General features: G+C 52.8%; 16 protein-coding genes. 5 read left to right on the top strand and 11 right to left on the bottom strand.

Annotated elements, in window-relative coordinates; genetic code table 11:
* Window positions 1–112: 112 nt before the first annotated feature.
* From DYU11_RS18705 to DYU11_RS18715, 3 genes are all read right to left on the bottom strand, one after another.
* Window positions 113–1,363, bottom strand: a complete 1,251-nt coding sequence (locus DYU11_RS18705; protein ID WP_119669229.1) for an ABC transporter permease — start codon at window positions 1,361–1,363, stop codon at window positions 113–115.
* A 99-nt stretch (window positions 1,364–1,462) separates the two neighbouring features.
* Window positions 1,463–2,623, bottom strand: a complete 1,161-nt coding sequence (locus DYU11_RS18710) for an efflux RND transporter periplasmic adaptor subunit (protein WP_119669230.1) — start codon at window positions 2,621–2,623, stop codon at window positions 1,463–1,465.
* Window positions 2,613–3,929, bottom strand: a complete 1,317-nt coding sequence (locus tag DYU11_RS18715) for a TolC family protein (RefSeq protein ID WP_119669231.1) — start codon at window positions 3,927–3,929, stop codon at window positions 2,613–2,615. The genes DYU11_RS18710 and DYU11_RS18715 overlap by 11 nt, the downstream gene beginning before the upstream one ends.
* A 5-nt stretch (window positions 3,930–3,934) precedes the next feature.
* Between DYU11_RS18715 and DYU11_RS33000 the strand changes: the two genes are divergently transcribed.
* The 3 genes from DYU11_RS33000 (at window position 3,935) to DYU11_RS18725 (ending at window position 9,521) form a co-directional block, all read left to right on the top strand.
* Window positions 3,935–4,174, top strand: coding sequence for a hypothetical protein (locus DYU11_RS33000; RefSeq protein WP_147367970.1), 240 nt, complete (start codon window positions 3,935–3,937; stop codon window positions 4,172–4,174).
* 668 nt (window positions 4,175–4,842) lie between these two features.
* A complete protein-coding gene (locus tag DYU11_RS18720) occupies window positions 4,843–8,025 on the top strand; it encodes a SusC/RagA family TonB-linked outer membrane protein (RefSeq protein WP_119669232.1) in 3,183 nt (1,060 codons plus the stop codon).
* A 17-nt stretch (window positions 8,026–8,042) separates the two neighbouring features.
* Complete coding sequence (locus DYU11_RS18725) at window positions 8,043–9,521, top strand: RagB/SusD family nutrient uptake outer membrane protein (RefSeq protein WP_119669233.1); 1,479 nt, start codon at window positions 8,043–8,045, stop codon at window positions 9,519–9,521.
* Window positions 9,522–9,719: 198 nt separating this feature from the next.
* Here DYU11_RS18725 and groL read toward each other — a convergent pair whose 3' ends face one another.
* Both groL and DYU11_RS18735 read right to left on the bottom strand, forming a co-directional pair.
* On the bottom strand, window positions 9,720–11,354 hold the full coding sequence (gene groL, locus DYU11_RS18730) for a chaperonin GroEL (RefSeq protein WP_119669234.1): 1,635 nt from the start codon (window positions 11,352–11,354) through the stop codon (window positions 9,720–9,722).
* An 85-nt stretch (window positions 11,355–11,439) separates the two neighbouring features.
* Window positions 11,440–11,736, bottom strand: a complete 297-nt coding sequence (locus DYU11_RS18735; protein ID WP_009281088.1) for a co-chaperone GroES — start codon at window positions 11,734–11,736, stop codon at window positions 11,440–11,442.
* A gap of 251 nt (window positions 11,737–11,987) precedes the next feature.
* Here DYU11_RS18735 and DYU11_RS18740 point away from each other — a divergent pair, with 251 nt between their 5' ends.
* Window positions 11,988–12,695, top strand: coding sequence for a hypothetical protein (locus DYU11_RS18740; protein WP_119669235.1), 708 nt, complete (start codon window positions 11,988–11,990; stop codon window positions 12,693–12,695).
* A gap of 87 nt (window positions 12,696–12,782) precedes the next feature.
* Here the strand turns inward: DYU11_RS18740 and secG are convergent, their stop codons facing one another.
* From secG to tamL, 6 genes are all read right to left on the bottom strand, one after another.
* Window positions 12,783–13,181, bottom strand: a complete 399-nt coding sequence (secG, locus tag DYU11_RS18745) for a preprotein translocase subunit SecG (protein ID WP_119669236.1) — start codon at window positions 13,179–13,181, stop codon at window positions 12,783–12,785.
* Between the two features lie 56 nt (window positions 13,182–13,237).
* A complete protein-coding gene (locus DYU11_RS18750; RefSeq protein WP_119669237.1) occupies window positions 13,238–14,113 on the bottom strand; it encodes a DUF8458 domain-containing protein in 876 nt (291 codons plus the stop codon).
* A 124-nt stretch (window positions 14,114–14,237) separates the two neighbouring features.
* The gene (lptE, locus tag DYU11_RS18755) at window positions 14,238–14,723 is read right to left on the bottom strand and encodes an LPS assembly lipoprotein LptE (protein ID WP_229365928.1); all 486 of its coding nucleotides are present in this window, start codon (window positions 14,721–14,723) and stop codon (window positions 14,238–14,240) included.
* Between the two features lie 106 nt (window positions 14,724–14,829).
* The gene (locus tag DYU11_RS18760; RefSeq protein WP_119669238.1) at window positions 14,830–16,191 is read right to left on the bottom strand and encodes a sigma-54 interaction domain-containing protein; all 1,362 of its coding nucleotides are present in this window, start codon (window positions 16,189–16,191) and stop codon (window positions 14,830–14,832) included.
* Between the two features lie 98 nt (window positions 16,192–16,289).
* A complete protein-coding gene (gene miaB, locus DYU11_RS18765) occupies window positions 16,290–17,717 on the bottom strand; it encodes a tRNA (N6-isopentenyl adenosine(37)-C2)-methylthiotransferase MiaB (RefSeq protein WP_119669239.1) in 1,428 nt (475 codons plus the stop codon).
* A gap of 243 nt (window positions 17,718–17,960) precedes the next feature.
* Window positions 17,961–20,600 (bottom strand): translocation and assembly module lipoprotein TamL, encoded by a 2,640-nt coding sequence (tamL, locus tag DYU11_RS18770; RefSeq protein WP_119669240.1) that lies wholly within the window; start codon window positions 20,598–20,600, stop codon window positions 17,961–17,963.
* Between tamL and DYU11_RS18775 the strand changes: the two genes are divergently transcribed.
* On the top strand, window positions 20,599–21,384 hold the full coding sequence (locus tag DYU11_RS18775; RefSeq protein WP_119669241.1) for a TrmH family RNA methyltransferase: 786 nt from the start codon (window positions 20,599–20,601) through the stop codon (window positions 21,382–21,384). The genes tamL and DYU11_RS18775 overlap by 2 nt on opposite strands.
* Window positions 21,385–21,386: the final 2 nt, after the last annotated feature.

A 21,386-nucleotide genomic window follows, 5' to 3' on the forward strand; every position in this document is an offset into this window, starting at 1 on the left:
GATTAACAAATTGACTTGTGGAATGGGGTGCCTGAGCAATGAGTAGACGTAAAAACAGTCCTGACCATCTAATTCGACGACTCAATCATTCCTCAAGTCAATCCTCCGGTAATTACCCTCTCAAAATCGACACCGGATCTACTTTGGCTGCTTTCCGGGACGGAAAATACCCCGCCAGCACGGTCGTTACGACGCCAAACACAAGGCCCATCGCGTAGTACGTACCCGAAAAAATGACCGGAAATGTTTTGATGCTCAGAAAATCCCCTGCCTCAAATGGCGTGATTGACAACAGGTAACTCAGGCTGAAACCGATGCCCAAGCCCAGTAATCCACCCGACAGACCGATAAACATGGCCTGTAGCAGAAAGATGGCCACAATGTCTTTGCCGTCGAAACCGGTCGCTTTCAGGATGGCGATGTCCTTGATCTTGTTGATAACGGTCATATTCATGATGTTGTAGATGCCAAATCCGGCCACGACGAGCAGCGTTATGGATACGACGTAGGTGAGCATATTCCGGATTTGCTCGCCCGCCAGAATGGCCTGGTTGGCCGTAGCCCAGTCTTCGGTGTAGTAGCCATATTCGGCCCGAAGCTGCCTGCCGAACGGAAGGGCCTGCAACGGGTCGAACATCTTGATGTGAATGTCGGTGATGTAGCTCGGGTCTTTCTGTAAGATCTCCTGCACCGTCGACAAGTTGGCGTAACTTTTCGTGTTGTCGACCGTACCGACGCCAAAGCCAAACGTACCGACCACCCGCAGGATGCGTGTGCCCCCACCGGGCGTTGTAATGGTCACTTTGTCGCCGGTGCGGACGTTTAGTTTTCGAGCCAGCGTTGAGCCCATGATCAACCCGTCGGGGTTGGTCCGCAGGGCGTTGATACTGCCCGACTTCAGCCGGGATGTCAGGGTATACAGCCGGTTTTCGCGCTCGATATCCACGCCGGAGATGGTACCCGACAATTGAATAGGGCCGTTGTTGTAGAACACCTGGGTAGCTACCTGGGGCGAAACGCCCAGCACACCGGGTTCTTTCGCAATTCGGTCGGCAATGGCCAGCCCATTTTTGAGCCGTGCCAGTTCATCTTTCGGTTTCTGGTGGTACACGACGTTGAAACCGCCGGGATTTAACTGCTCGATCAGGCTTGGTCGCTGGGTGTTTACCTCGTTGTACATCCGGACGTGCGGACTGGCGTCCAGTGCCGAATCTTCCAGAAACTGGTTGACGCCCTGCATGAACGAGATCATGGTGATAAACATGGCAATTCCGAACGTAACGCCGAGCATGGCCACGAGGGTCTGGCGTTTCTTGGCCAGCAGGTGTGTCTGCGCAATCTGCGCGGCTATTCGAATATTCATAATTTAAAGAGCGAAAGAGTGAATGAGCGAAAGAGCGAATGAGTGAAAGAGAGACTAGCTGACGCATCTGAACGTTCACCGGGCGGACCCGTCGCTTTTTCACTCATTCGCAAGTAGTTTTGTCTGCTCGTTCAGGCCACTTTTTACTTCCACCAGGTCAAAGTTTTCGGCTCCTTTCACAAAGCGAATTTTCTGCTTCTGGCCATTTTGCTCTATCCACACGCTGTCGTTGCCGAATACGTACGACTTGGGAATGGTCAGTACCCGCTGTTTCTGACTGACGATGATGTTGGCTTCGACCGTCAGGCCGTAGTAAGCATCGGGTTTTTCGCCCGTAAACTCAGCATCGACCCGGAACGACTGATCCGTGCGGTTGAGCTTGGGGTACACTTTCGTGACGCGGGCGTTGAAAACCTTATCGGCGTACACGTCGGTTTTGATCACCACCGGCTGACCAACCCGGATTTTACCAAAGTCACTTTCATCGACGGCCAGTTGCGCGTAGATCTGGTTGCCGCTGCCTACCAGGGCCAGCTGATCGCCCGGCCGAACGACTTCTCCGGGGTCTTTATAGACTTCATACACCTTACCATCGACCAGACTACGAACGCGGGTGCTTCGGCCGGCTTCGACCGTCGACACCAACTGGCTGCGGTTGTTCGCTACGTCCAGCCGAAGCTGGTCGCGGGTTCGGGCGAGTGAGTTGAGCTGGGCCCGGAGGTTGTTGCGCGAGAGCGTATAGTTCAGTTCGGCCCGCTCCAGTTCGGCCCGCGACGTAGCATTCTGCCGGTACAGGTCCTGGAACCGGGCGTAGTTGATGGAGTCGTTAGCCAGCCGCACGCGGGCGTTGCGGACCTGGGCTTCCAGTTCGGCCAGCACCGGCGAGTTCCCCTGCAGGTTTGCCTGCGACTGCCGGAGGGCCGTAGCCGCAGCGGCTCGTCGGGCATCTTCGGTGGCGCTTTCCAGCACAAACAGGAGTTGATCCTGGCGAATGGTATCGCCCTCGTTAACAAGCCGCTGTTTCAGAATACCGTTGGCATCGGCTGTTACGGTGTATTCATTGCGGGGGTACACATTTCCCGACGCATAAACGGCTTCGGTCAGGTCCCGGTACGTCGGTGAAATACCCTCCGCGTTGCGGTTGCAGGTAACAACCACCGATGCCGTCAGAACGAGCAGGCCCAGCGCCATCCACTTATTCGGGTACGTACGTAAGGCGACGGACAACGTTGATCGCCCGCTGATGTACTTATTTTCCATTGCGAATCTGTAAAATCGTTTGGTTGATAAACACGTTCGAGAGGTTGTAGAGAAACCGATTCTGGGCCGTCAGCGATTCATTGAATACGTTCAGGTATTGGTCGTAGGCAAACAGCCCCGATCGGTACTTTACCAGCGCAATCTGAACGTTCTGGGCGTTGAGTTCGTAGTTCTGCCGGTTCAGATCCAGCGACTGAACCGCCTGGTTATACGTATTGCGAACATCGTCATTGTCAAGCTGCTGTTGGTTACGCTCGTAGGCCAGTTCCGCTTCGTCGAGCCTGAGTTGTAATCTGGCCCGGGCAATGTTGCTGTTACGCAACCCCCCCGAATAAAGCGGAAGGTTGAACTGCAGGCCCGCCACCCCAATGGTGAACCAGCGCTGGTCTACATTGAAAAAGTTAAACTGATTTCGCTGGGCCTGCTGCGAGTAACGTATGTAGCCTGAAACGGTAGGCCAGCGCGTCAGACGTTCCCGCTCTATCTGCATCTTGGCCAGCTCGACCTGAGCCTGACGGAGCGTTATCTGCGGGCGTTCGGCTGCCGTCAGCGCCTGAATTCCGGCCAACCCTTCAATGGGCCGGTTCGCGAGGTTTTCCATTAGGATCAGACTGTCGGCTGGAGCCAGGCCGAGCAGCAGTTTGAGCTGGTTCAGGTTGCGCTCGTACGACAGTTGATTCTGGTACAACACATCGGCCGTGGTGAGTTGTACGGATCGAATGCGGTTGTACTCCAGCGGTTCAATCTGGCCTTTGTCCAGCCGGGCCTTTGCGATCTGGGTCAGGGTATCGGCCGCCGACAGATTGCGCCGGGTGATGTCAATGGCGGCCCGGGTCAGCAACGTAGCATGATAGACCCGGGCGGTTTGTGTAGAGACTTCATCCTGCAGCACCAGATTCTGAATATCCAGGATGTGCAGGTTCTTATTCGTAATAGCTATATCAGCGCGGGCGGGCCGGTTGACGACCGGAATTGTGGCCTCGCCGGTTGCCGTCAGGAACCAGGGCAGGCCAAAACGCAGTGTCTGGAACTCGCCGGGACGTCCTCCCAAAAATTCAGCCGGGACGAGCTGCACGGGTAAGGCATAGTTGTAGTCGAGGTTGCCATACAGCCGGGCCTGGGGGAGGAGAGCCGCTCGTACGGCGGTCTTCTGCTGTTCCTGCACAACCAGATTCTGACGGGCATTAACCAGTTCCGGATTGCTGCGTCGGGCAAGAGCCAACGCTTCCTGAACAGTGGCTACGGTAGTTTGTGCCTTTAGGTTCGATGATAGCCCCCATAAAAAAAGTAGTACCAGCCGCTTCATACATCATGCTAAATTGGATGCTCAAAGAAAAGAAGGCCAAATTGAGCCCAGAAACTTTTCTCGACCAAGCTTCCAAAATCAGCTACGAAACTGCCCGCCGGCAAACGAGTCAATCCTCCGGTGGTAATTTCATTGCCTGGGAGTTTCATTGCCTGTTTCTGAGAACGGCCTCCGGATTTTCTTATCAAAAGAACTATCGCTTAGGAAATAACCTTAGTGGTTTTCCTGAAATTGCCTGCGTATAAGTACTTAATTACGATTCGATCTAATTGATTTGATAAGGAGGTATCTTACTGTTAGTGAGACCGTTATATGAGTTGTTAAATTTTTTTTTGGAAAACAGAACCTTTATTTGCTACTTTTGTTCTATAATTGCGTCGAAAAGAAAAGTTTTTCATAACGTTGAGTAAATCAGAAAGCCAAGAGAGTGTCTCGCTTGGCTTTTTTGTTTTTAGGCCTCCTCAACTCACACCTGTAGCCAAACCTACGTTCACACGCTCCTGTCTTTTTTTCAGCATGTCCTGCCAATAAGGGTGGGATTTTTTGTTTCCGGTAGTCTCTGAATCCAGCCGGTCAATCAATCAAATACTGTCAATGCCGGGCAAGCCAGGTAGCGGTTGTTCAGGCTGTGTTGTCTCACTAAATACAGATGGTTTTAGTCTCGGGCTTCTATACTACGTCAAAAAAACAAACGATACGTTCAGGTATGACTTATATTGTTTTTCCAGGCTGACAATTTTTTACTCTATCTAAAATATAGGAGTGAGTTGTTGTAGAATCTATGTTAAAAACACTAAAAGTTAGTATTTTATATTGCTCTCAAGGGATTTTAAGAATTTTATAATAGGTCGATGCCAGTCAATAAGAATTAATTAAATATCTTGCGAGCTAATTCTACTTCATAATCTAAACTATGAGAAAGTTTCTACAAATCCTCTGTTTTTTGCTTGTGGGTTTGTGTAGTCAGGTTGCACTGGCTCAGGACCGAACCGTGACAGGAACCGTGACGGCCGATGATGGCTCTTCAATTCCTGGTGCTACTGTTGTGCTAAAAGGCACGAAACGTGGAACCTACACCAACGCTGAGGGTAAATTTCGGATTGAAGCCCCGGCCGATGGACGACTGGTAATCAGTTTTGTCGGGTATGCAACCCAGGAACTTGCAGTGGGTAATCAGACAAACATTTCAGTTCAGCTGGCGTCGGATGCCGCTAATCTGGAGGAAGTGATTGTAACGACGTTTGGTACGGCCAAACGGGCTTCGTTTACCGGTTCGGCGGGGGTAATCTCGGCAGAACGGCTCAAAGAGCGTCCGATTACGAACTTTGCTCAGGCCCTGGCGGGTTCAGCTCCCGGTATCCAGACAACAGCGGGGAGTGGCCAGCCCGGTACAGCCCCAGCCATCCGGATTCGGGGTTTTGGTTCGATCTCCTCGGGTAATGATCCGCTTTATGTCGTCGATGGTGTACCCTACACGGCCAACATCGCTAACCTGAACCCGCAGGATATTGAAAGCATCACCGTACTTAAAGACGCAGCCTCTACGGCACTGTATGGCTCACGTGCCGCCAACGGGGTAGTAGTTGTTACCACCAAAAGAGGTCAAAAGGACCGGAACAGTATTTCGGTCAACGTGACCAAAGGGGTCAATACCCGGGCTATTCCGGAATACGACCGCGTTGGTCCGGATCAGTATTACCCATTGATGTGGGAGCAAAACCGGAACAGCCTTGCCTATCGGGCAACCAATCCATTGTCGCTTTCGGCTGCCAGCCTCAGCGCAACGAACAGCCTGAGCAGCCTGGTTGGCTATAACGTATATGACGTACCGTTCAACCAGCTGGTCAACACGGACGGGCAGATGAACCCCAATGCCAGACTGATCTATTCGCCTGAAGATCTGGATTGGGCCAAGCCTTTAATGCGGCAGGGCAACCGTGATGAAGTGAATGTAAGCTTCGCCGGCGGTCAGGACAAATCAGACTATTTTCTATCGGCGGGTTATCTGAGCGATAAGGGCTTTTTGATCCGTTCTGACTACAAACGATACACAGCCCGTTTGAATGTAAACTCACAGGTGAAACCCTGGTTCAGAGCCGGCGCTAACCTGTCGACCACCATCATCCGGTCGAATCAGGCCGATGTGCCTGCCGACGGTGGTACTACGTTCGTAAACCCGTTCTTCTTCTCAAGAACAATGGGCCCGATCTTCCCGGTTTATGCCTACGATCCGCAGAATCCAGGCCAGTTCCTGACCCTGCCAAACGGCCAGCGCCGGTGGGATTATGGTAACCTGACCAGCCTGGGCTTGCCTTCGCGGCCGCAGTACGGTGGTCGGCACGCCATCGCCGAAACGCTCCTGAACCAAAACAACTTCCGGCGGAATACGTTTGGTGCCCGTGGTTTTGCCGAAGTTACGTTCCTGAAGGATTTTAAATTCTCGGCAAATATCGGTGCTGACCTGACCAATACGAACACAGTCACGTTTGGTAACCCCGAGATTGGGGACGGTGCGCCCGCCGGTCGGTCGACCCATGAATTTGAGAACATCACGAGCTATAACCTGAACCAGTTGCTGAACTACAATAAATCGTTTGGTCCGCACACGATCGACGTTTTATTGGGTCATGAGAACTTCCAGGTGAACGACAATTACCTCACCGGCTCACGGTCGCAGCAGATTCTGGACGGTAACGTCGAGCTGATCAACTTTACCACGACAACGAACCTGAATTCAGTGTACAATGTCCGCCGGGTTGAAGGTTTCTTCTCACGGTTCAACTACGACTACAATCAGAAATACTTCCTGTCCGGCTCAGTTCGTCGCGATGGTTCCAGTAAGTTCTTCCGCGATGTGCGCTGGGGTAACTTCTACTCGGTGAGTGGTGCGTGGCGTCTGGATCAGGAAGCCTTCATCCAGGCTATTCCGACCATCAATGTGTTGAAACTGCGGAGTTCGTACGGACAGACAGGTAACGACGGTGGTGGCAATACGGCCGATGGAGCAGCCATCAGTTATTACGCCTGGCAACCGCTGTATGCGTTAAGCTGGAACAACGCATCGGAGGCTGGTATTCTGCAAAGCAGTCTGGGTAACTCCGGGCTGGTGTGGGAAAAGAACAGCCAGTTTGACGTAGCGCTGGAGTTCGGCCTGTTCAGAAATCGGGTTTCCGGTACGGTAGAATACTTCAATCGTCAATCGTCGAACCTGATTTTTGCTGTACCGCTGCCCCTGTCGACCGGTATTCAGACCGTCACCCGGAACATCGGAACAATGTACAACCGCGGAATTGAAGTAGAATTAGGAGTTGAGCCGGTTCGTACGAAAGATTTCACCTGGCGCATCGATGTGAATGCAACAAGGCTTCAGAACCGGATCACGAAGATGCCGGAAGAAAACCCCGAAATCATTGATGGAACCAAGAAACTTAAAGTGGGTACGTCTATCTATGATTTCTGGCTGCGTGACTACCAGGGCGTAAATCCGGCAACGGGAGAGGTGCTTTACCGGGCTAATGCCTACATAGCCTCAAACTCAATCATCACTGAAGCCGGTGATACGCTGACAAACAACGTGAATAACGCCCGCTTCACCTACCACGGCAGTTCAATCCCGAAACTGACGGGCGGTATCACGAACACGTTCACCTTCAAAGGTATTACGCTGTCCGGCCTGCTGGTGTATCAGATCGGTGGTAAAGTATATGATGGTGCCTACGCAGCTCTGATGAGCGCGGGGGGATATGGTAGCGCCAAGAGTGTGGACATTCTGAGACGCTGGCAGAAACCAGGTGACGTAACCGACGTACCCAGAATGGACGCCGGAAGAACGGCTGACTTTGATGCCGCTTCAAGCCGCTGGTTGATTGATGGGAGTTACCTGAACATACGGACAGTTACGCTGTCGTATGGCTTACCGAGCACACTGGCCCGTAAGCTGTTCCTCACCAACGCGCAGGTTTACCTTAGCGGTGAGAACTTCCTCATCCTGTCGCGCCGGAAGGGCATGAACGCTCAGCAGAACTTTGGCGGTACAACCGGTAACGTATTCAGTTCAGCCAAGAGCCTGGTTCTGGGTCTATCCTTATCGCTCTAAAAACTTCAGACAAACCAATGAAAACAAGACTGTTAACTATATTTATTGCGCTGGGGTTACTGTCAACTTCATGCAGCGAAGAGTATCTGGAGACTTCTCCAACGGGTAGCGTTGATGCTGCCGCAGCTTACTCTACCACTAAAAACGCATCAGCCGCCATCAATGGCATTTACCGGGCCATGGTTGTGCGTTATCTTGGCTCGCAGGGGCACTTTGGGCATCCGGCCATGATGATCATCATGGATGTCATGGGCGAAGATCTGGTGTTCAGTAACCCGTCAAATAACTGGCATTTTGGTGAACAGCGCTGGACAAGTCACCGCTCCGATGTTGGAACCATGTCTGAATTTGCGTATTTGCTCTATTACCGGCTCATCGGCAATGCCAACATTGCCGTCGCTAATATTGACAATGCGGCCGGTACAGATGCTGAGCGGAAACAATTGAAAGGCGAAGCGCTGGCACTGCGGGCGTTTTCATACTTTAACCTGGTTCAGCTTTACGGTATACGGTATAATGGAGCGGCCAAACCAAACAGCCAGCTTGCTGTGCCCCTCGTTTTAACCCCGACAACGGAAGGGCTTCCCCGGGCTACGGTTGAGGATGTGTACACGCAGATCAACAAGGACCTGACCGAAGCAGCTGGGTTGCTGACCACGTCGCGTTCGTTCAAGTCGCACATCAACATCGATGTGGTAAAAGGCTTCCAGGCACGCGTAGCGCTTACCCAGCAGAACTGGGCTGACGCGGCCAGATTCGCGGCTGAGGCTCGTAAGAGTTACGCATTGATGACTGTAGCACAGTACCAGGAAGGTTTCTCGGATATTGCCAATTCGGAATGGATGTGGGGCTTTGACCACCTCGAAGATCAGTCGGAGTTTTTTGGGGCGTATCATTCATACATCTCTTCCAACTTCAACTCTACTAACATTCGGGCAACGCCTAAACTGATCAATAACCTGCTATACGATCAGATTCCGTCAACGGACGTACGGTCGAAGATGTGGGTGAAAACGCCTACTGCCGCTAATTCAGTCGTGCCGCCGGGAGGTATTCGTGCTCCGTACATGAACCAGAAATTCCGGTTGCCGGGCACACCGTCGACCAGTACCATGGGGGATATTCCGTACATGCGGTCGGCTGAAATGTACCTGATCGAAGCCGAAGCACTGGCTCGTCAGGGTAAGGACGCCGATGCAGCCAAGGTACTGTTTGATCTGGTCAGCAAGCGTGATCCGTCGTACAAGCAGTCGACCAGCACCGGCACCAAGCTCATCGACGAGATCCTGTTCAACCGTCGTATTGAGCTATGGGGCGAAGGGTTCCGGTTCCTCGATCTGAAGCGGCTGAACCTGCCCCTGAACCGCAACGGCGCCAACCACAACTCGGCTGTAGCCGTATTGTTCGACGTACCGGCCGGCGATAAGCAGTGGGAGTTCCTGATCCCACGCCGTGAAATCAACGCCAACAAGGCGATCGAGCAGAATCCGTTGTAAGCAATTGCAAGACGTTCAAACAAACATGCCGGACCAATCCTGGTCCGGCATGTTTGTTTGAACAGATTTATTCGTGAGCTGAGCCAACCGGGCTTACTCTGTTTTTACTGTCTATGTTGTACGTACACGACACGGTCGGGTTATACGAAAAAGCCCCAGCCATCAGGCTGGGGCTTTTTCGTATAACAAGGGGCAAGATTACATCATGCCGCCCATGCCGCCACCCGGCATACCGCCAGGAGCTGCTTTTTCATCTTCAGGCTCATCGGCGATGACACACTCAGTTGTGAGCAGCAGGCCGGCGATTGAAGCCGCGTTTTCCAAAGCCAGACGAGTCACTTTCTTCGGATCGATTACACCAGCCGCGAACAGGTCTTCGTACGAGTCGTTCTTAGCGTTGTAGCCGTAACCACCCTGGCCGTCTTTCACCTTGTTCACGACAACCGAACCTTCGCCACCAGCGTTGGCTACGATCGTACGGAGCGGAGATTCCAGTGCCTGACGGATGATGTTGATACCCGTCTTCTCGTCTTCGTTGATGGATTGGATGTTCTCCAGCGCTGAGATCGCACGGATCAGGGCAATACCACCACCCGTTACGATACCTTCTTCAACGGCAGCGCGGGTTGCGTGCAGCGCATCGTCAACGCGGTCTTTCTTCTCTTTCATCTCAACCTCCGTAGCGGCACCGATGTAAAGAATAGCTACACCACCTGACAGTTTCGCCAGACGCTCCTGCAGCTTCTCGCGGTCGTAATCAGACGTAGTGTTTTCGATCTGCGCTTTGATTTGGTTAACGCGGCCCTGAATGTCCTCTTTGCCGCCAACACCGTTAACAATCGTGGTGTTGTCTTTGTCTATGATGATCTTCTCAGCCTGACCGAGGTAGTCGATCGTAGCGTTCTCCAGTTTGAAGCCACGCTCTTCGCTGATCACCTGACCACCGGTCAGGATGGCGATGTCTTCCAGCATAGCCTTCCGACGGTCGCCAAAGCCAGGAGCTTTCACAGCAGCCACTTTCAGGGCACCGCGGATTTTGTTCACTACCAGCGTAGCCAGTGCTTCGCCGTCAACGTCTTCAGCGATGATCAGCAGCGGACGGCCTGTTTGAGCAACCTGCTCCAGTACCGGCAGCAACTCTTTCATCGACGACACTTTCTTCTCAGAGATCAGGATGAACGGGCGATCCAGCTCGGCCTCCATTTTCTCCGTGTTCGTTACGAAGTAAGGCGACAGATAGCCACGGTCAAACTGCATACCTTCTACGGTCTTAACTTCCGTTTCGGTACCGCGGGCTTCTTCAACCGTGATGACACCTTCTTTGCCAACTTTCTTCATGGCTTCGGCAATCATCTTACCGATTTCCTCGTCGTAGTTAGCCGAGATGGTAGCAACCTGCTCAATTTTGCCGAAATCGTCGCCAATTGTCTGCGCCTGCTCTGACAGGTTAGCCGTTACCGCAGCAACCGCCTTGTCGATACCACGCTTCAGATCCATCGGGTTAGCGCCGGCGGCTACGTTCTTAGCGCCGATTGAATAGATGGCCTGGGCCAGAACGGTTGCCGTAGTCGTACCGTCACCGGCTGAGTCAGCCGTTTTTGACGCCACTTCTTTCACCAACTGAGCGCCCATGTTCTCCATAGCGTCCTTCAGTTCGATCTCTTTCGCTACGGTCACACCATCCTTGGTGATAGCGGGTGAACCAAATTTCTTGTCGAGGATTACGTTACGGCCTTTAGGTCCGAGAGTAACTTTTACGGCATCTGCCAGCGTATCGACACCTTTCTTAATGCGCTCACGGGCTTCGGTATCAAAGAAAATTCGTTTTGCCATGGTTGTTGAATCAAATTAGTTAAGGAACTAAATCGGGTCGCCGAAGCGAACGTTTACCGTTTCAGGTACCTGAAACGTGGGTGAATTAGAGAATAGCAAAGATGTCTGATTCGCGCATGATCAGGTACTCCTTGCCGTCGACAGTGATCTCCGTACCGGCATACTTGCCGTACAGGACTGTGTCGCCAACCTGTACCGTCAGGGGCTCATCTTTCTTGCCAGGTCCTACAGCGACAACTGTACCGCGCTGGGGTTTTTCTTTGGCCGTGTCAGGGATGATAATCCCGAACGAGGTCTTTTCTTCGGCCGGGGCGGCTTCTACCAGAACCCGGTCTGCCAGCGGTCTCACGTTCACTTTAACGCTTTCCGTTTCTGCTACCATGATAATGAGATGATTAAGGTTAATAAATTGTTTGTGTGCAACATTAAGTGACGCTTTCCGCCTGCCAACTTCTGTGCCAAACCGTTAAACTGTCAATTTTTCAGTAGCCAGCCTGACATCTGGTCAATCCCCGCTGTCAGCTACCGTTTCTAAGGTACTTTCCATATTCCGGCAAATAGAATTTGGGAAAATCAGAAACTCTTATTAGTTTACTGATAGAGTACACTTAGTTGAATACGCTTTTTTGGCTTATGAAACAGTTACAGCCTGACTGGTTTGCGCAAGGCTGGATCGATGCCGAGTATCAGAAATATGTCGTCTTGGCATACCTTCAAGCGGTCCAGCGAAATTTTACTGACAAAAAACTGTGCCCTGATCTGCCAGAATTACGCCGGCACTATGACAATGGACTTCGTTTTTCGCGGGGCAAAGGTACGTTAAATGCTGCGTTCCCCAAACGAATCAGCCGAATAACCGGCCGCCCCCCCCGAATTGAGTATGAATCTGAGGTAACGGACGATGAGTACATGGCTGAAATGGACGCGATTATGAACTTTGCCCTGCCTCGCTTTCAGGCCACCCTGACCGAAGGCGAACAGATCTGGGCCGACATCGCCACCTCGTTGACCTTGACGCCCATTGGTTTGCTGCCGCTACGTCCGGAAGAAGGGTACCTTTTCCTGCACGCAACGAATCAATCCGAAACGCAGGTGTATTATTTCTGCCTGACGCTATATTCCGATCAGGAGCCGGGTGGTCGAATGGTGCGGTTGCGGTTCCTGGAGGTAATACGTAAGAGTCTGGTCAATACGTTCGAGAACGTCAAGCTCGACCTGATCCGGCGACACCGGGCGCTGCCCAACCCGGCTACGTTTATGCTCGAAAGCCAGCGGCACTACCCAGTGCAGGAGACCCTGTTACCAATTGCCCGTCAACTCCTGGCTCAGGCCGTTGCGTAGCCAAAGGGCGATAACCAACTTTTTGGCCGTGGCTACACGAAAAAAGCCGACTGTCAAGCCGGCTTTTTTCGTAACAAAAGACTATGCTTATCGCTGGGGAGTCAGTGCTGAAGTCGATGCACCCGGTGTAGCAGCACCCGGTGCGGCCTGACTAGGTGCAGCTCCCGGAGCCGGCTGCGTGTTTGGCGCTGCGGCACCCGGAAGGGTCTGCGTCTGAGCGCGGTCAACGTTGACACTGTTGATACCTGCGTTCTCGCCTTTATCGATCATGATGTACGACGCCAAAGTCAATACCATTACACCGATACCGAGTCCCCACGTAATCTGTTCCAGCAGGTCGGTTGTTTTCTTGACGCCCATTAACTGGTTGGAACCCAGCCCGCCGAATTCGCCGGCCAGTCCGCCACCTTTTGAGTTTTGGATCAACACAATCAGGATCAACAGGACAGTCAGAATACAAGTCAAAATAACAATTGCCGTTACCATGTACGAAGTTTACAGTTTTCTATTAGTTAGTTTCCAGTTCTATTGAAAAGCGCAAACTACTCGTTTGATGTAACTTGGCTTCCGGTAAGTTCACTGATTTTTGCCGCAAAGTACGCTTTTTTCTGGGGATTTTTCAAGATAAGCTGCTGGTAGATTTCAACGGCTTTATCAATCTTGCCCTGTTTCTGCAGAATAATCGCAAAAGCTTCGGTCACCAGTCCACCCTTGGAGGCTAACTGACTGCGTTTGGTCAGGTCCTCCTGCGGCTCGTTCGAATCCATCACTTTGTTCCGGATGCGCGGAATTTGCGGTTCGTTCTGAATGAAGCTGTCAATCAGGTCTTGCTGCCGCTGCCGTTCGGGATCTACCAGAGACGTAACGGGCTCGATAGCCGAATCGGGGTTCTTTTGAGCCAGATCGTGTTGTAAATTGGTTTCAACCAGTGTTGGATCGTCTGGAGTGGGAGTCGTAACCGCCGGCTCCTGCGCTGTATGACTGCCATTGGTCTTGTCAAATGAACCAGGTTCGGGCAGGCGAATGAGCGACATTTTGGGAAAACCGTTGCTCAGTCCGGCTTTCGATTTGAACAGAGCGTAACTTTCCTGCTGATAATCTTCAGGAATCGGTACGTGCCGCGCCGACAATTCGTTCAGTTTCGTCAACAGGTTATCCGACCACTGGAATTCATTATCAATCAGTTTGCGTAACGCATTGCGGCTAAGCGCATACGCAGCCGCCTGCCGTACGTACGTGATCGTCTGCGCGGTCTGGCCTTTCTGATGCACTGAGGCTGCTTTGGCGGCCAGTGTATGAAGCGCCTGGCAATAAGGAAACGTTTGCAGAGTTTCTTTCATCTGCGCAAAGTCAGTAGGCGTCAGGTCGTCCGGATGAGTGACCCAATACGAAAAGGTTTCCTTATCAAGTGCTTGCATGGAGTAGAGAGGACTGTGTCGTACGTAAAGCCGAAAGTACGAAATTAACCGCGTCCGACAATAGGAAAAGCGGGTTGTCGTAGCGTTACACCACAAATGAGCCGGATCGGCACCAGTAGCAAAATTACCAGTCGGCGGCCGTTTTGTTGAAAATATCGAGGACAATCTGATCCAGAATTCGGGGAATCAGCCGGCTTTCGTTCTGGCTCAGGGTCTGGTTCTGCGGGAAATCCTGGTAGAACGAAAAGGATTGTTCAAAGTTTTTGCTTTCGTCCTTGTTGTTGTAGAAACGAACCAGCACCGTAATCTGAAGGCGATTGACGCCGGCCTGGTCCTGAGCCGTGGGGGCTACGGCCAGCAGGTCATAGCCCGTAATGCTGCCCTCCAGCACCAGGTCGCCGTTGCTAGGCACTACTTTCAGGTTCGTATACCGCTGGTAGTACTCCCGTAGTCGCTCGTTGAACGTAAGGGGCAGATTGGCCGGGCCACCTGCCGTGGCCAGCGTGAAATTGTTGATAGTGATGCTTTTAACATCCGGCGACAGGGTCGACCCGGTGAAGGAATAGAGTCGGCAACCGGTAGTTGTCAGGCAAAAAAAGAGGAGCAGCACGAACGCGTTCAGGGTTTGGTTTCCTGATAACCTGCCGTATTGGACCAGCCGATCTGCTCCCCGGCCTGGAACGGAATGCAGAAAACCGTACGTAAAAACCTTGTGTTTATTCCTCATCAATCTGATACTGTTTGATTTTCCGGTACAGCGTACGCTCGGAAATGCCGAGCGCCTGTGCGGCATATTTGCGCTTGTTGTTGTTCCGCCGGAGGGCCTTCACAATCATTTCTTTTTCCTGCCGCTCGAGCGAAAGCGAATCGTCGTCTTCAGTCTCGTGGGTAACGTCTTCAATGGCTACGTCGTTGATATCCTCGTCTACATCATCGAAAATCTGCACGGGTGGGTGATACGATTCGGTAGGCGAGGGGGGCGGCCCGTCGGGGCGGTCGGTGCGGGTCAGCGAAGGCAGGTACCGCGGCTCGCCGTCGTTCGTTCCGGGCAGCGGACGGCCGTCGCTCTCAGGAATGGAGTCGAAGAGCTCTTTGTGGTTGTTCAGGACCTGCCGACCGTACTGCTCGTTGCCCAGCATGTCGCGCACGAGTCGCTTGAGGTCGTTCATGTCCCGGCGCATGTCGAACAGCACTTTGTACAGCAGTTCGCGTTCTGAAAAATTATCACCGGTGGCATTGCCCGACTGGGGCGACAGCATCGGCATACGGGTGGTAGTCTTCTGGGGCTGGGGCAGATACCGGTCCAGCGTTTCGGGACCGATCGGTTGCTCCTGATTGGATTCAAGAATTGAAATCTGTTCGGCAATGTTTTTCAACTGCCGGATGTTGCCCGGAAACGGGTAACTAAGCAGCATCTGTTTGGCCGCATCGGTCAGTTGAATCGGGTTGATCCGGTACCGCTCGGCGAAGTCGGTGGTGAACTTACGGAACAGCAATTCAATATCGGTACCCCGCTCGCGGAGGGGCGGTACGTAAATAGGTACCGTATTGAGCCGGTAATACAGGTCTTCACGAAACTTACCGTTGTCGACCGCAGCCAGGAGGTTAACGTTTGTTGCTGCGACAACGCGAACGTCGGTTTTCTGGACTTTTGAGGAGCCGACCCGGATAAATTCTCCGTTTTCGAGCACCCGCAGCAGCCGGGCCTGGGTGCCCATGGGCATCTCGCCGATCTCGTCGAGAAAGATGGTGCCACCATTGGTGGTTTCAAAATAGCCCTTCCGCTGATCAACGGCCCCGGTAAATGAGCCTTTTTCGTGACCAAATAATTCGGAATCGATGGTTCCCTCTGGAATGGCGCCACAGTTGATGGCAATAAACTGACCGTGTTTCCGGGCGCTCAGGCTGTGGATGATCTTGGAAAATGATTCTTTACCACTACCACTTTCGCCCGTAATGAGCACGGTCAGGTCAGTAGCCGACACCTGCATGGCTACGTTGATGGCGTAGTTCAGGGCAGGTGCGTTACCAATTATACCGAAGCGTTGTTTGACACTCTGAATTTCTTGTAAGTTCATTGAATTTGAGGTTTGTAGCTCGTAGTTTGTCGATTGAGGTCTGTTTCGGGCAGCTGCTTTGCAAGCCCACCTACAAACGTCAAACGACAAACCTCAAACTAACCCACCACTTCGCCCAGCAGCGTGGCGGCTGTGCAGTCCGTCACCAGTACGTCGACATACTGACCTTTCTGCAAATTACCTTTAGGAAATACGACCATTTTGTTCTGGTCGTTGCGGCCACACAGGAAGTCGTCGGAGCGTTTGGACGTACCTTCAATCAAAACCCGCTGGACTTTACCCACGTGCCGGCGGTTGCGCTCGGCCGAGTGCTGCTGCTGCAAGGCGATAATCTCGTTTAGCCGCCGTTTTTTTACGTCCTCCGGAATGTCGTCGGTGTATTTTTTAGCCGCCAGCGTACCGGGCCGCTCCGAATAGGCGAACATGTAGGCGTAGTCGTACCGAACGTAGTTCATCAACGACAGCGTTTCCTGGTGCTCTTCTTCCGTTTCGGTGCAGAAGCCGGAAATCATGTCGGTCGAGATGCCGCAGTCATCACCCAGAATCCGGCGGATACTATTGATTTTTTCAATGTACCACGGCCGGTCATACGTCCGGTTCATCAGCTTCAGTACCCGGCTGTTGCCACTTTGGGCGGGCAGATGGATGTATTTGCAGATGTTGTCATACCGCGCCATCGTGTACAGCACCTCGTCGGTGATGTCCTTGGGATGCGACGTAGAGAAACGAACGCGCAGCTCAGGGCTGATTAACGCAACCCGCTCCAGTAACTGCGCAAAATTGACCGTTTCGGTGCCGTTTTCATCGGCCCATTTATAACTGTCAACGTTCTGTCCCAGCAGGGTAACTTCTTTATACCCATCCGCCAGGAGCGCTTGGGCTTCACGAACGATGCTGTGCGGGTCGCGGCTCCGCTCGCGGCCGCGCGTGAACGGCACCACGCAGAAGCTGCACATGTTGTCGCAGCCACGCATGATCGAAACGAAAGCTGATACGCCATTGGAATTGAGTCGGATCGGCGCGATGTCGGCGTACGTTTCTTCACGCGACAGGAAAACATTCACGGCTTTCTGACCGGATTCGGCTTCCTCGACCAGTTTCGGAATGTCGCGGTAGGCGTCGGGACCAGCCACAATGTCGACCACTTTTTCTTCTTCCAGCAACCTGGTTTTCAGTCGTTCGGCCATGCAGCCGAGCATACCGACCAGCAGCTCGGGTTTCCGGCGCTTGAGCGCGTTGAGGTGCTGGAGCCGGTTGCGCACCTTCTGCTCGGCATTCTCACGAATGGCGCAGGTATTCAGAAAAATCAAATCCGCTTCTTCGGCCGATGAGGTCGTAGCGAAGCCGGCATTGCGCATCACGGCGGCCACAATTTCGCTGTCGGCAAAATTCATCTGGCAACCATAGCTCTCAATGTACAGGCGTTTTTTGCCCGTGGCCAGTTCGTCCTCCGACGTCCGGGGCAGATCGATGGCTTCTTTATCCTCTGGCTGGAGTATAGTGAGTGTCTCGGCGACTCGTTCCATGCTTCACAAATAAAATTCACGTGTCAGATCCAGGAGGCCGGGCGATAGCCTACAGAAACACACCCTGAGCCGACCGGCAGCCTGGTTGAAACGTGAAACAAATCAATAATTAGTATCGTGCCCTAAAATTACGAAAAATTAACGAAAATCTGCCAATTTGTCAGAGTGTGTTGAGGCAGTTTACCTGCGTTTCATACGTATCATGCAGATCCACAAAGCCATTAGAAGTACGTGCTGCGCGGGTTAGAACGGATAGCCGATGCCGAAATTCAGGACCAGGGGGTTTGGGCCTTTGGTCAGCTGACGTAGTGAGAATTTGGGAAGTAAGAAGCGCTCATCGACCAGTCTATTATCATTTGCGAGGTACCGCCGGGCTGGATCCCAGACCTTGATGCCGCCGTCAAACCGGATCACAAAAAAGGAGAAATCGATACGGAGACCAACTCCGGTGCCAACCGCAATCTGTGGGACGAAGGTATTGAACCGAAATTGTTCGCCAAATCGCCGGTTGTTGTTCCGGATTGTCCAGACGTTTCCGGCATCAATGAAGAAAGCGCCGTTGATGTCGGCGAGCAGGCGAAACAGATGACCGCGTAATTCAGCTGACCCTTCGATGAGCATATCGCCGGGCTTTTCGAAGGTATAGGCGAACTGCTCATCCCGGCCATCCCGGTTATCGAAAACAGGCACCCGCTGAGCACCGTCGCGGGCCTGAGGTAATTCAGCCCCGGGACCTAAACGGCGAAGGGGCCAGGCCCGAATGCTGTTGCTGCCGCCTGCAAAAAATAACTTTTCGTAAGGAGCAGTTCGGTTAGAACCATATCCGTATACCAAACCGGTATTGAACCGAAACGCAAGCGTAGTACGCGGCCGAAGCGGGATGTAATGTCGGAAATCAACGTTGAGCCGCAAATACTTAAAATACTGTAAACCTGTCGAATCGGTCAGATTGAAAATTTGACGTAACTGCGACTCCCGGAAAAAATTCAGTGTAGTGCCGCCTGATTCGACCACGGCCCGTAAAAAGTTTGCCCGCCGGTTTTGGCCGGGTGTGTTTGTGTTGTAGGTGTAGGCAAAGCTGATGCTGGAACTGATCGACCGACGGAAACTCTGCTTGATCGTACTACCCAGACTGGCCAGCGAATCCAACTGCTTTTCAAAGGCAGCACCAAACTGCGTGTTGAAGTTGGCGTTAATCAGGTTGACGTCGGCGATCAGGAAACTGAATTGTTTGGCCGGGGTTGTCTGCCAGTTATAGGCCATTGTCGACCGGAGAGTTGACCGCCTGTAATCGGGCCGAATCGAATTGGTAAAGCCCAAACTGACCTGCGTGCGCGGATTGTACGGATTAAACTGAAACCGCATCCGCCCCGGAAAGAGGATCTGAGGAAATATGAATGAACTGGTTATGCCTATTTCCTGCGCAAAATAGACTCTTGAGCGATTGGTTGTAGAGTCAATGGCGAAGCCGGTCTGTGCTTCAAAACCATAGCGTACGGATGTTTCAAGCGTTTCAAGGCCACCGAAGAGGTTACGGGCTCTGAATGACAGGTTAGCAAATGGACCGGGATAGCCCTGTCCCTGATACAGAACAAATAAGCCGCCTTCAAATGTATATTCGTATTTATCGACGGGAGCGGCCGTAATGAGCGTCCGTAGCTGCCGCCGGGTCGAATCCGTAATGTTGAGGTTAATAAACTTAAACTGATTGAGCAGGAAGAGCTGCCGCTGGGTGTCGCGGTACTTCGTCTGGCTGTAGGGCTGGCCGGGCCGCATAAAAATTTTCGAGTCCAGCAGGCGCGACGAGATGTTGCTTCCGCCAAGCAGGTACGTAATGCCATTTCGGCGAACGGTGTCCAGCTGAACGCTGCTGCCGGGAACACCGGTTTCGTCGCGGGTGATCTGGAACTGAACATCCCCAACGTAGTAAACCGGGTGCGCTGATTGCCCGGGCGGGTTGGTGATCTGCATATACAGATCGAGGTTGCGCCGGAGCGAATCGTCGGCAAGCCGCCGGGTGGAGTCGACTTCCCAGCCGATGTACGCCCGGCTGAACGCGTAGTAACCCTGATCGCGCAGCAGGCTTTCAATACGTACCTTTTCGGCCGAAACGTTGTCGAGGTCGAAGCGGTCGCCGACGCGCACCACCGAATTTTTCTGCGACTGCCGAACGAGCGAATCGACCCGTGGGTCAGCTATTTCATACGTTACGTTACGCAGGAAGAAGCCGGGGTTTTCGTTTACGAGGTAATTGACCCGGATCTGTCGTGCGCGCAACGTATCAAGTCGGTATGCCGTTCCGGCATTGAAAAACCCTTTGCCTACCAGGTATTTCTGCATTTTGCCGGCGTTGACCTGGGCGTCGCGTTCGTAGAAGTAGGTCGGCGGTTCGCCGAGGTTGCGCATGATCCAGTTGCCTTCCTCAGCTTTCCGGCGCAGTCGTTTGAGCCGACGTTCGTAGTGCCGGTTCAGCTTCCGGAGGGCGGCCGGCTGGCCGGCCAGTTGCTGACTTTGCTGCTCAAATTCATTAGTTTTGTCCTGGAGGGCTTTCACGGCCGCTGCCTGATTGAACCGGCGCGAACCGAGCTGATAGAACCATAAGGCGGGGGTAATGGGTAAAGCCAGAATCCGGCGGTTAGGCTTCTGGGGGATCAGACTTTCCAGTTCTTCGCGCGTTACGGAGCGGTTGCCCCGGACGGTCTGTGATGTAAGCAGGTACTCTCTACGCCCTCCTGTTGAGGTCAGGCAGCCCGATAAGCTGACTGTCAACAGCAGGCAGGTGGCCCAGATAAGGTATTTATATGTATGACGTATGCTGTATGATGTAGAGCTATTCGAAAGCCGATCATCCATCATACTTCGTAAAGCATACATTTTGTTCATGCTGTCTAAAAATCAAATCAAGTATATTCAGTCACTCCACCAGAAAAAGTACCGTCAACAGCATGGCGCGTTTCTGGTCGAAGGGGCCAAGAGTGTACAGGAAGTTTTACAGTCTACATTCCGGGTCAGTCTGCTGGTGGCGACGGAAGCATTTTACAAAGAAAACGCCCACCTGACAGACCGCCAACGAATACCGGTCGAAATTGCGTCACCGGCCGAGCTGGAACGTATCGGCACCCTCGAAAGCAATAACGCAGCACTGGCCGTTGTCAGTACGATGGAGAACCAGCCGTTGCTGGCCGAACCCGGCGAAATGGCCCTGGTGCTGGACGATATTCGCGACCCGGGCAACCTCGGTACGATCCTGAGAATAGCCGACTGGTACGGTGTCCGAAAGATTCTGTGCTCCGAAACGACCGCCGATGTGTACAACCCGAAGGTAATCTCAGCCAGCAAAGGCTCCTTCACCCGCGTCAACTGGTGGTACGGCGACGTGGCCCGCTTCCTCGCTGAGACAAGCGGCCGGTCAAAGCGTTTAATCTACGGGGCTTTTTTAGATGGTGAAAATGTGCACCAGCTGTCATTTGTAGAAGACCAGCCCTTGCCTGGTTACCTCATTATGGGCAACGAATCGAACGGCATCAGCGCGGCAGTGGGGCAGTACGTTACGCATAAACTAACGATTCCGCGCTTTGGGGGCGCGGAATCGCTGAATGTAGGCATCGCCACCGCCGTGATTCTGGACAACTGGCGGAGGAGGGTGTCGGTATCCCCAACCCCCTGAAT

It is taken from the genome of Fibrisoma montanum, from assembly GCF_003583365.1.
In the GTDB taxonomy this organism is placed as follows: domain Bacteria; phylum Bacteroidota; class Bacteroidia; order Cytophagales; family Spirosomataceae; genus Fibrisoma; species Fibrisoma montanum.

Bases quoted from the DNA above. Each gene is read 5' to 3' on its own strand.
- DYU11_RS18740 (WP_119669235.1), top strand. From the start codon at position 11,988: ATGAAACAGTTACAGCCTGACTGGTTTGCGCAAGGCTGGATCGATGCC.
- DYU11_RS18775 (WP_119669241.1), top strand. From the start codon at position 20,599: ATGCTGTCTAAAAATCAAATCAAGTATATTCAGTCACTCCACCAGAAA.
- DYU11_RS18750 (WP_119669237.1), bottom strand. From the start codon at position 14,113: ATGCAAGCACTTGATAAGGAAACCTTTTCGTATTGGGTCACTCATCCG.
- miaB (WP_119669239.1), bottom strand. From the start codon at position 17,717: ATGGAACGAGTCGCCGAGACACTCACTATACTCCAGCCAGAGGATAAA.
- DYU11_RS18720 (WP_119669232.1), top strand. From the start codon at position 4,843: ATGAGAAAGTTTCTACAAATCCTCTGTTTTTTGCTTGTGGGTTTGTGT.
- DYU11_RS18735 (WP_009281088.1), bottom strand. From the start codon at position 11,736: ATGGTAGCAGAAACGGAAAGCGTTAAAGTGAACGTGAGACCGCTGGCA.
- DYU11_RS18705 (WP_119669229.1), bottom strand. From the start codon at position 1,363: ATGAATATTCGAATAGCCGCGCAGATTGCGCAGACACACCTGCTGGCC.
- DYU11_RS18760 (WP_119669238.1), bottom strand. From the start codon at position 16,191: ATGAACTTACAAGAAATTCAGAGTGTCAAACAACGCTTCGGTATAATT.
- groL (WP_119669234.1), bottom strand. From the start codon at position 11,354: ATGGCAAAACGAATTTTCTTTGATACCGAAGCCCGTGAGCGCATTAAG.
- DYU11_RS18725 (WP_119669233.1), top strand. From the start codon at position 8,043: ATGAAAACAAGACTGTTAACTATATTTATTGCGCTGGGGTTACTGTCA.
- tamL (WP_119669240.1), bottom strand. From the start codon at position 20,600: ATGAACAAAATGTATGCTTTACGAAGTATGATGGATGATCGGCTTTCG.
- DYU11_RS18715 (WP_119669231.1), bottom strand. From the start codon at position 3,929: ATGAAGCGGCTGGTACTACTTTTTTTATGGGGGCTATCATCGAACCTA.
- DYU11_RS33000 (WP_147367970.1), top strand. From the start codon at position 3,935: ATGCTAAATTGGATGCTCAAAGAAAAGAAGGCCAAATTGAGCCCAGAA.
- DYU11_RS18710 (WP_119669230.1), bottom strand. From the start codon at position 2,623: ATGGAAAATAAGTACATCAGCGGGCGATCAACGTTGTCCGTCGCCTTA.
- secG (WP_119669236.1), bottom strand. From the start codon at position 13,181: ATGGTAACGGCAATTGTTATTTTGACTTGTATTCTGACTGTCCTGTTG.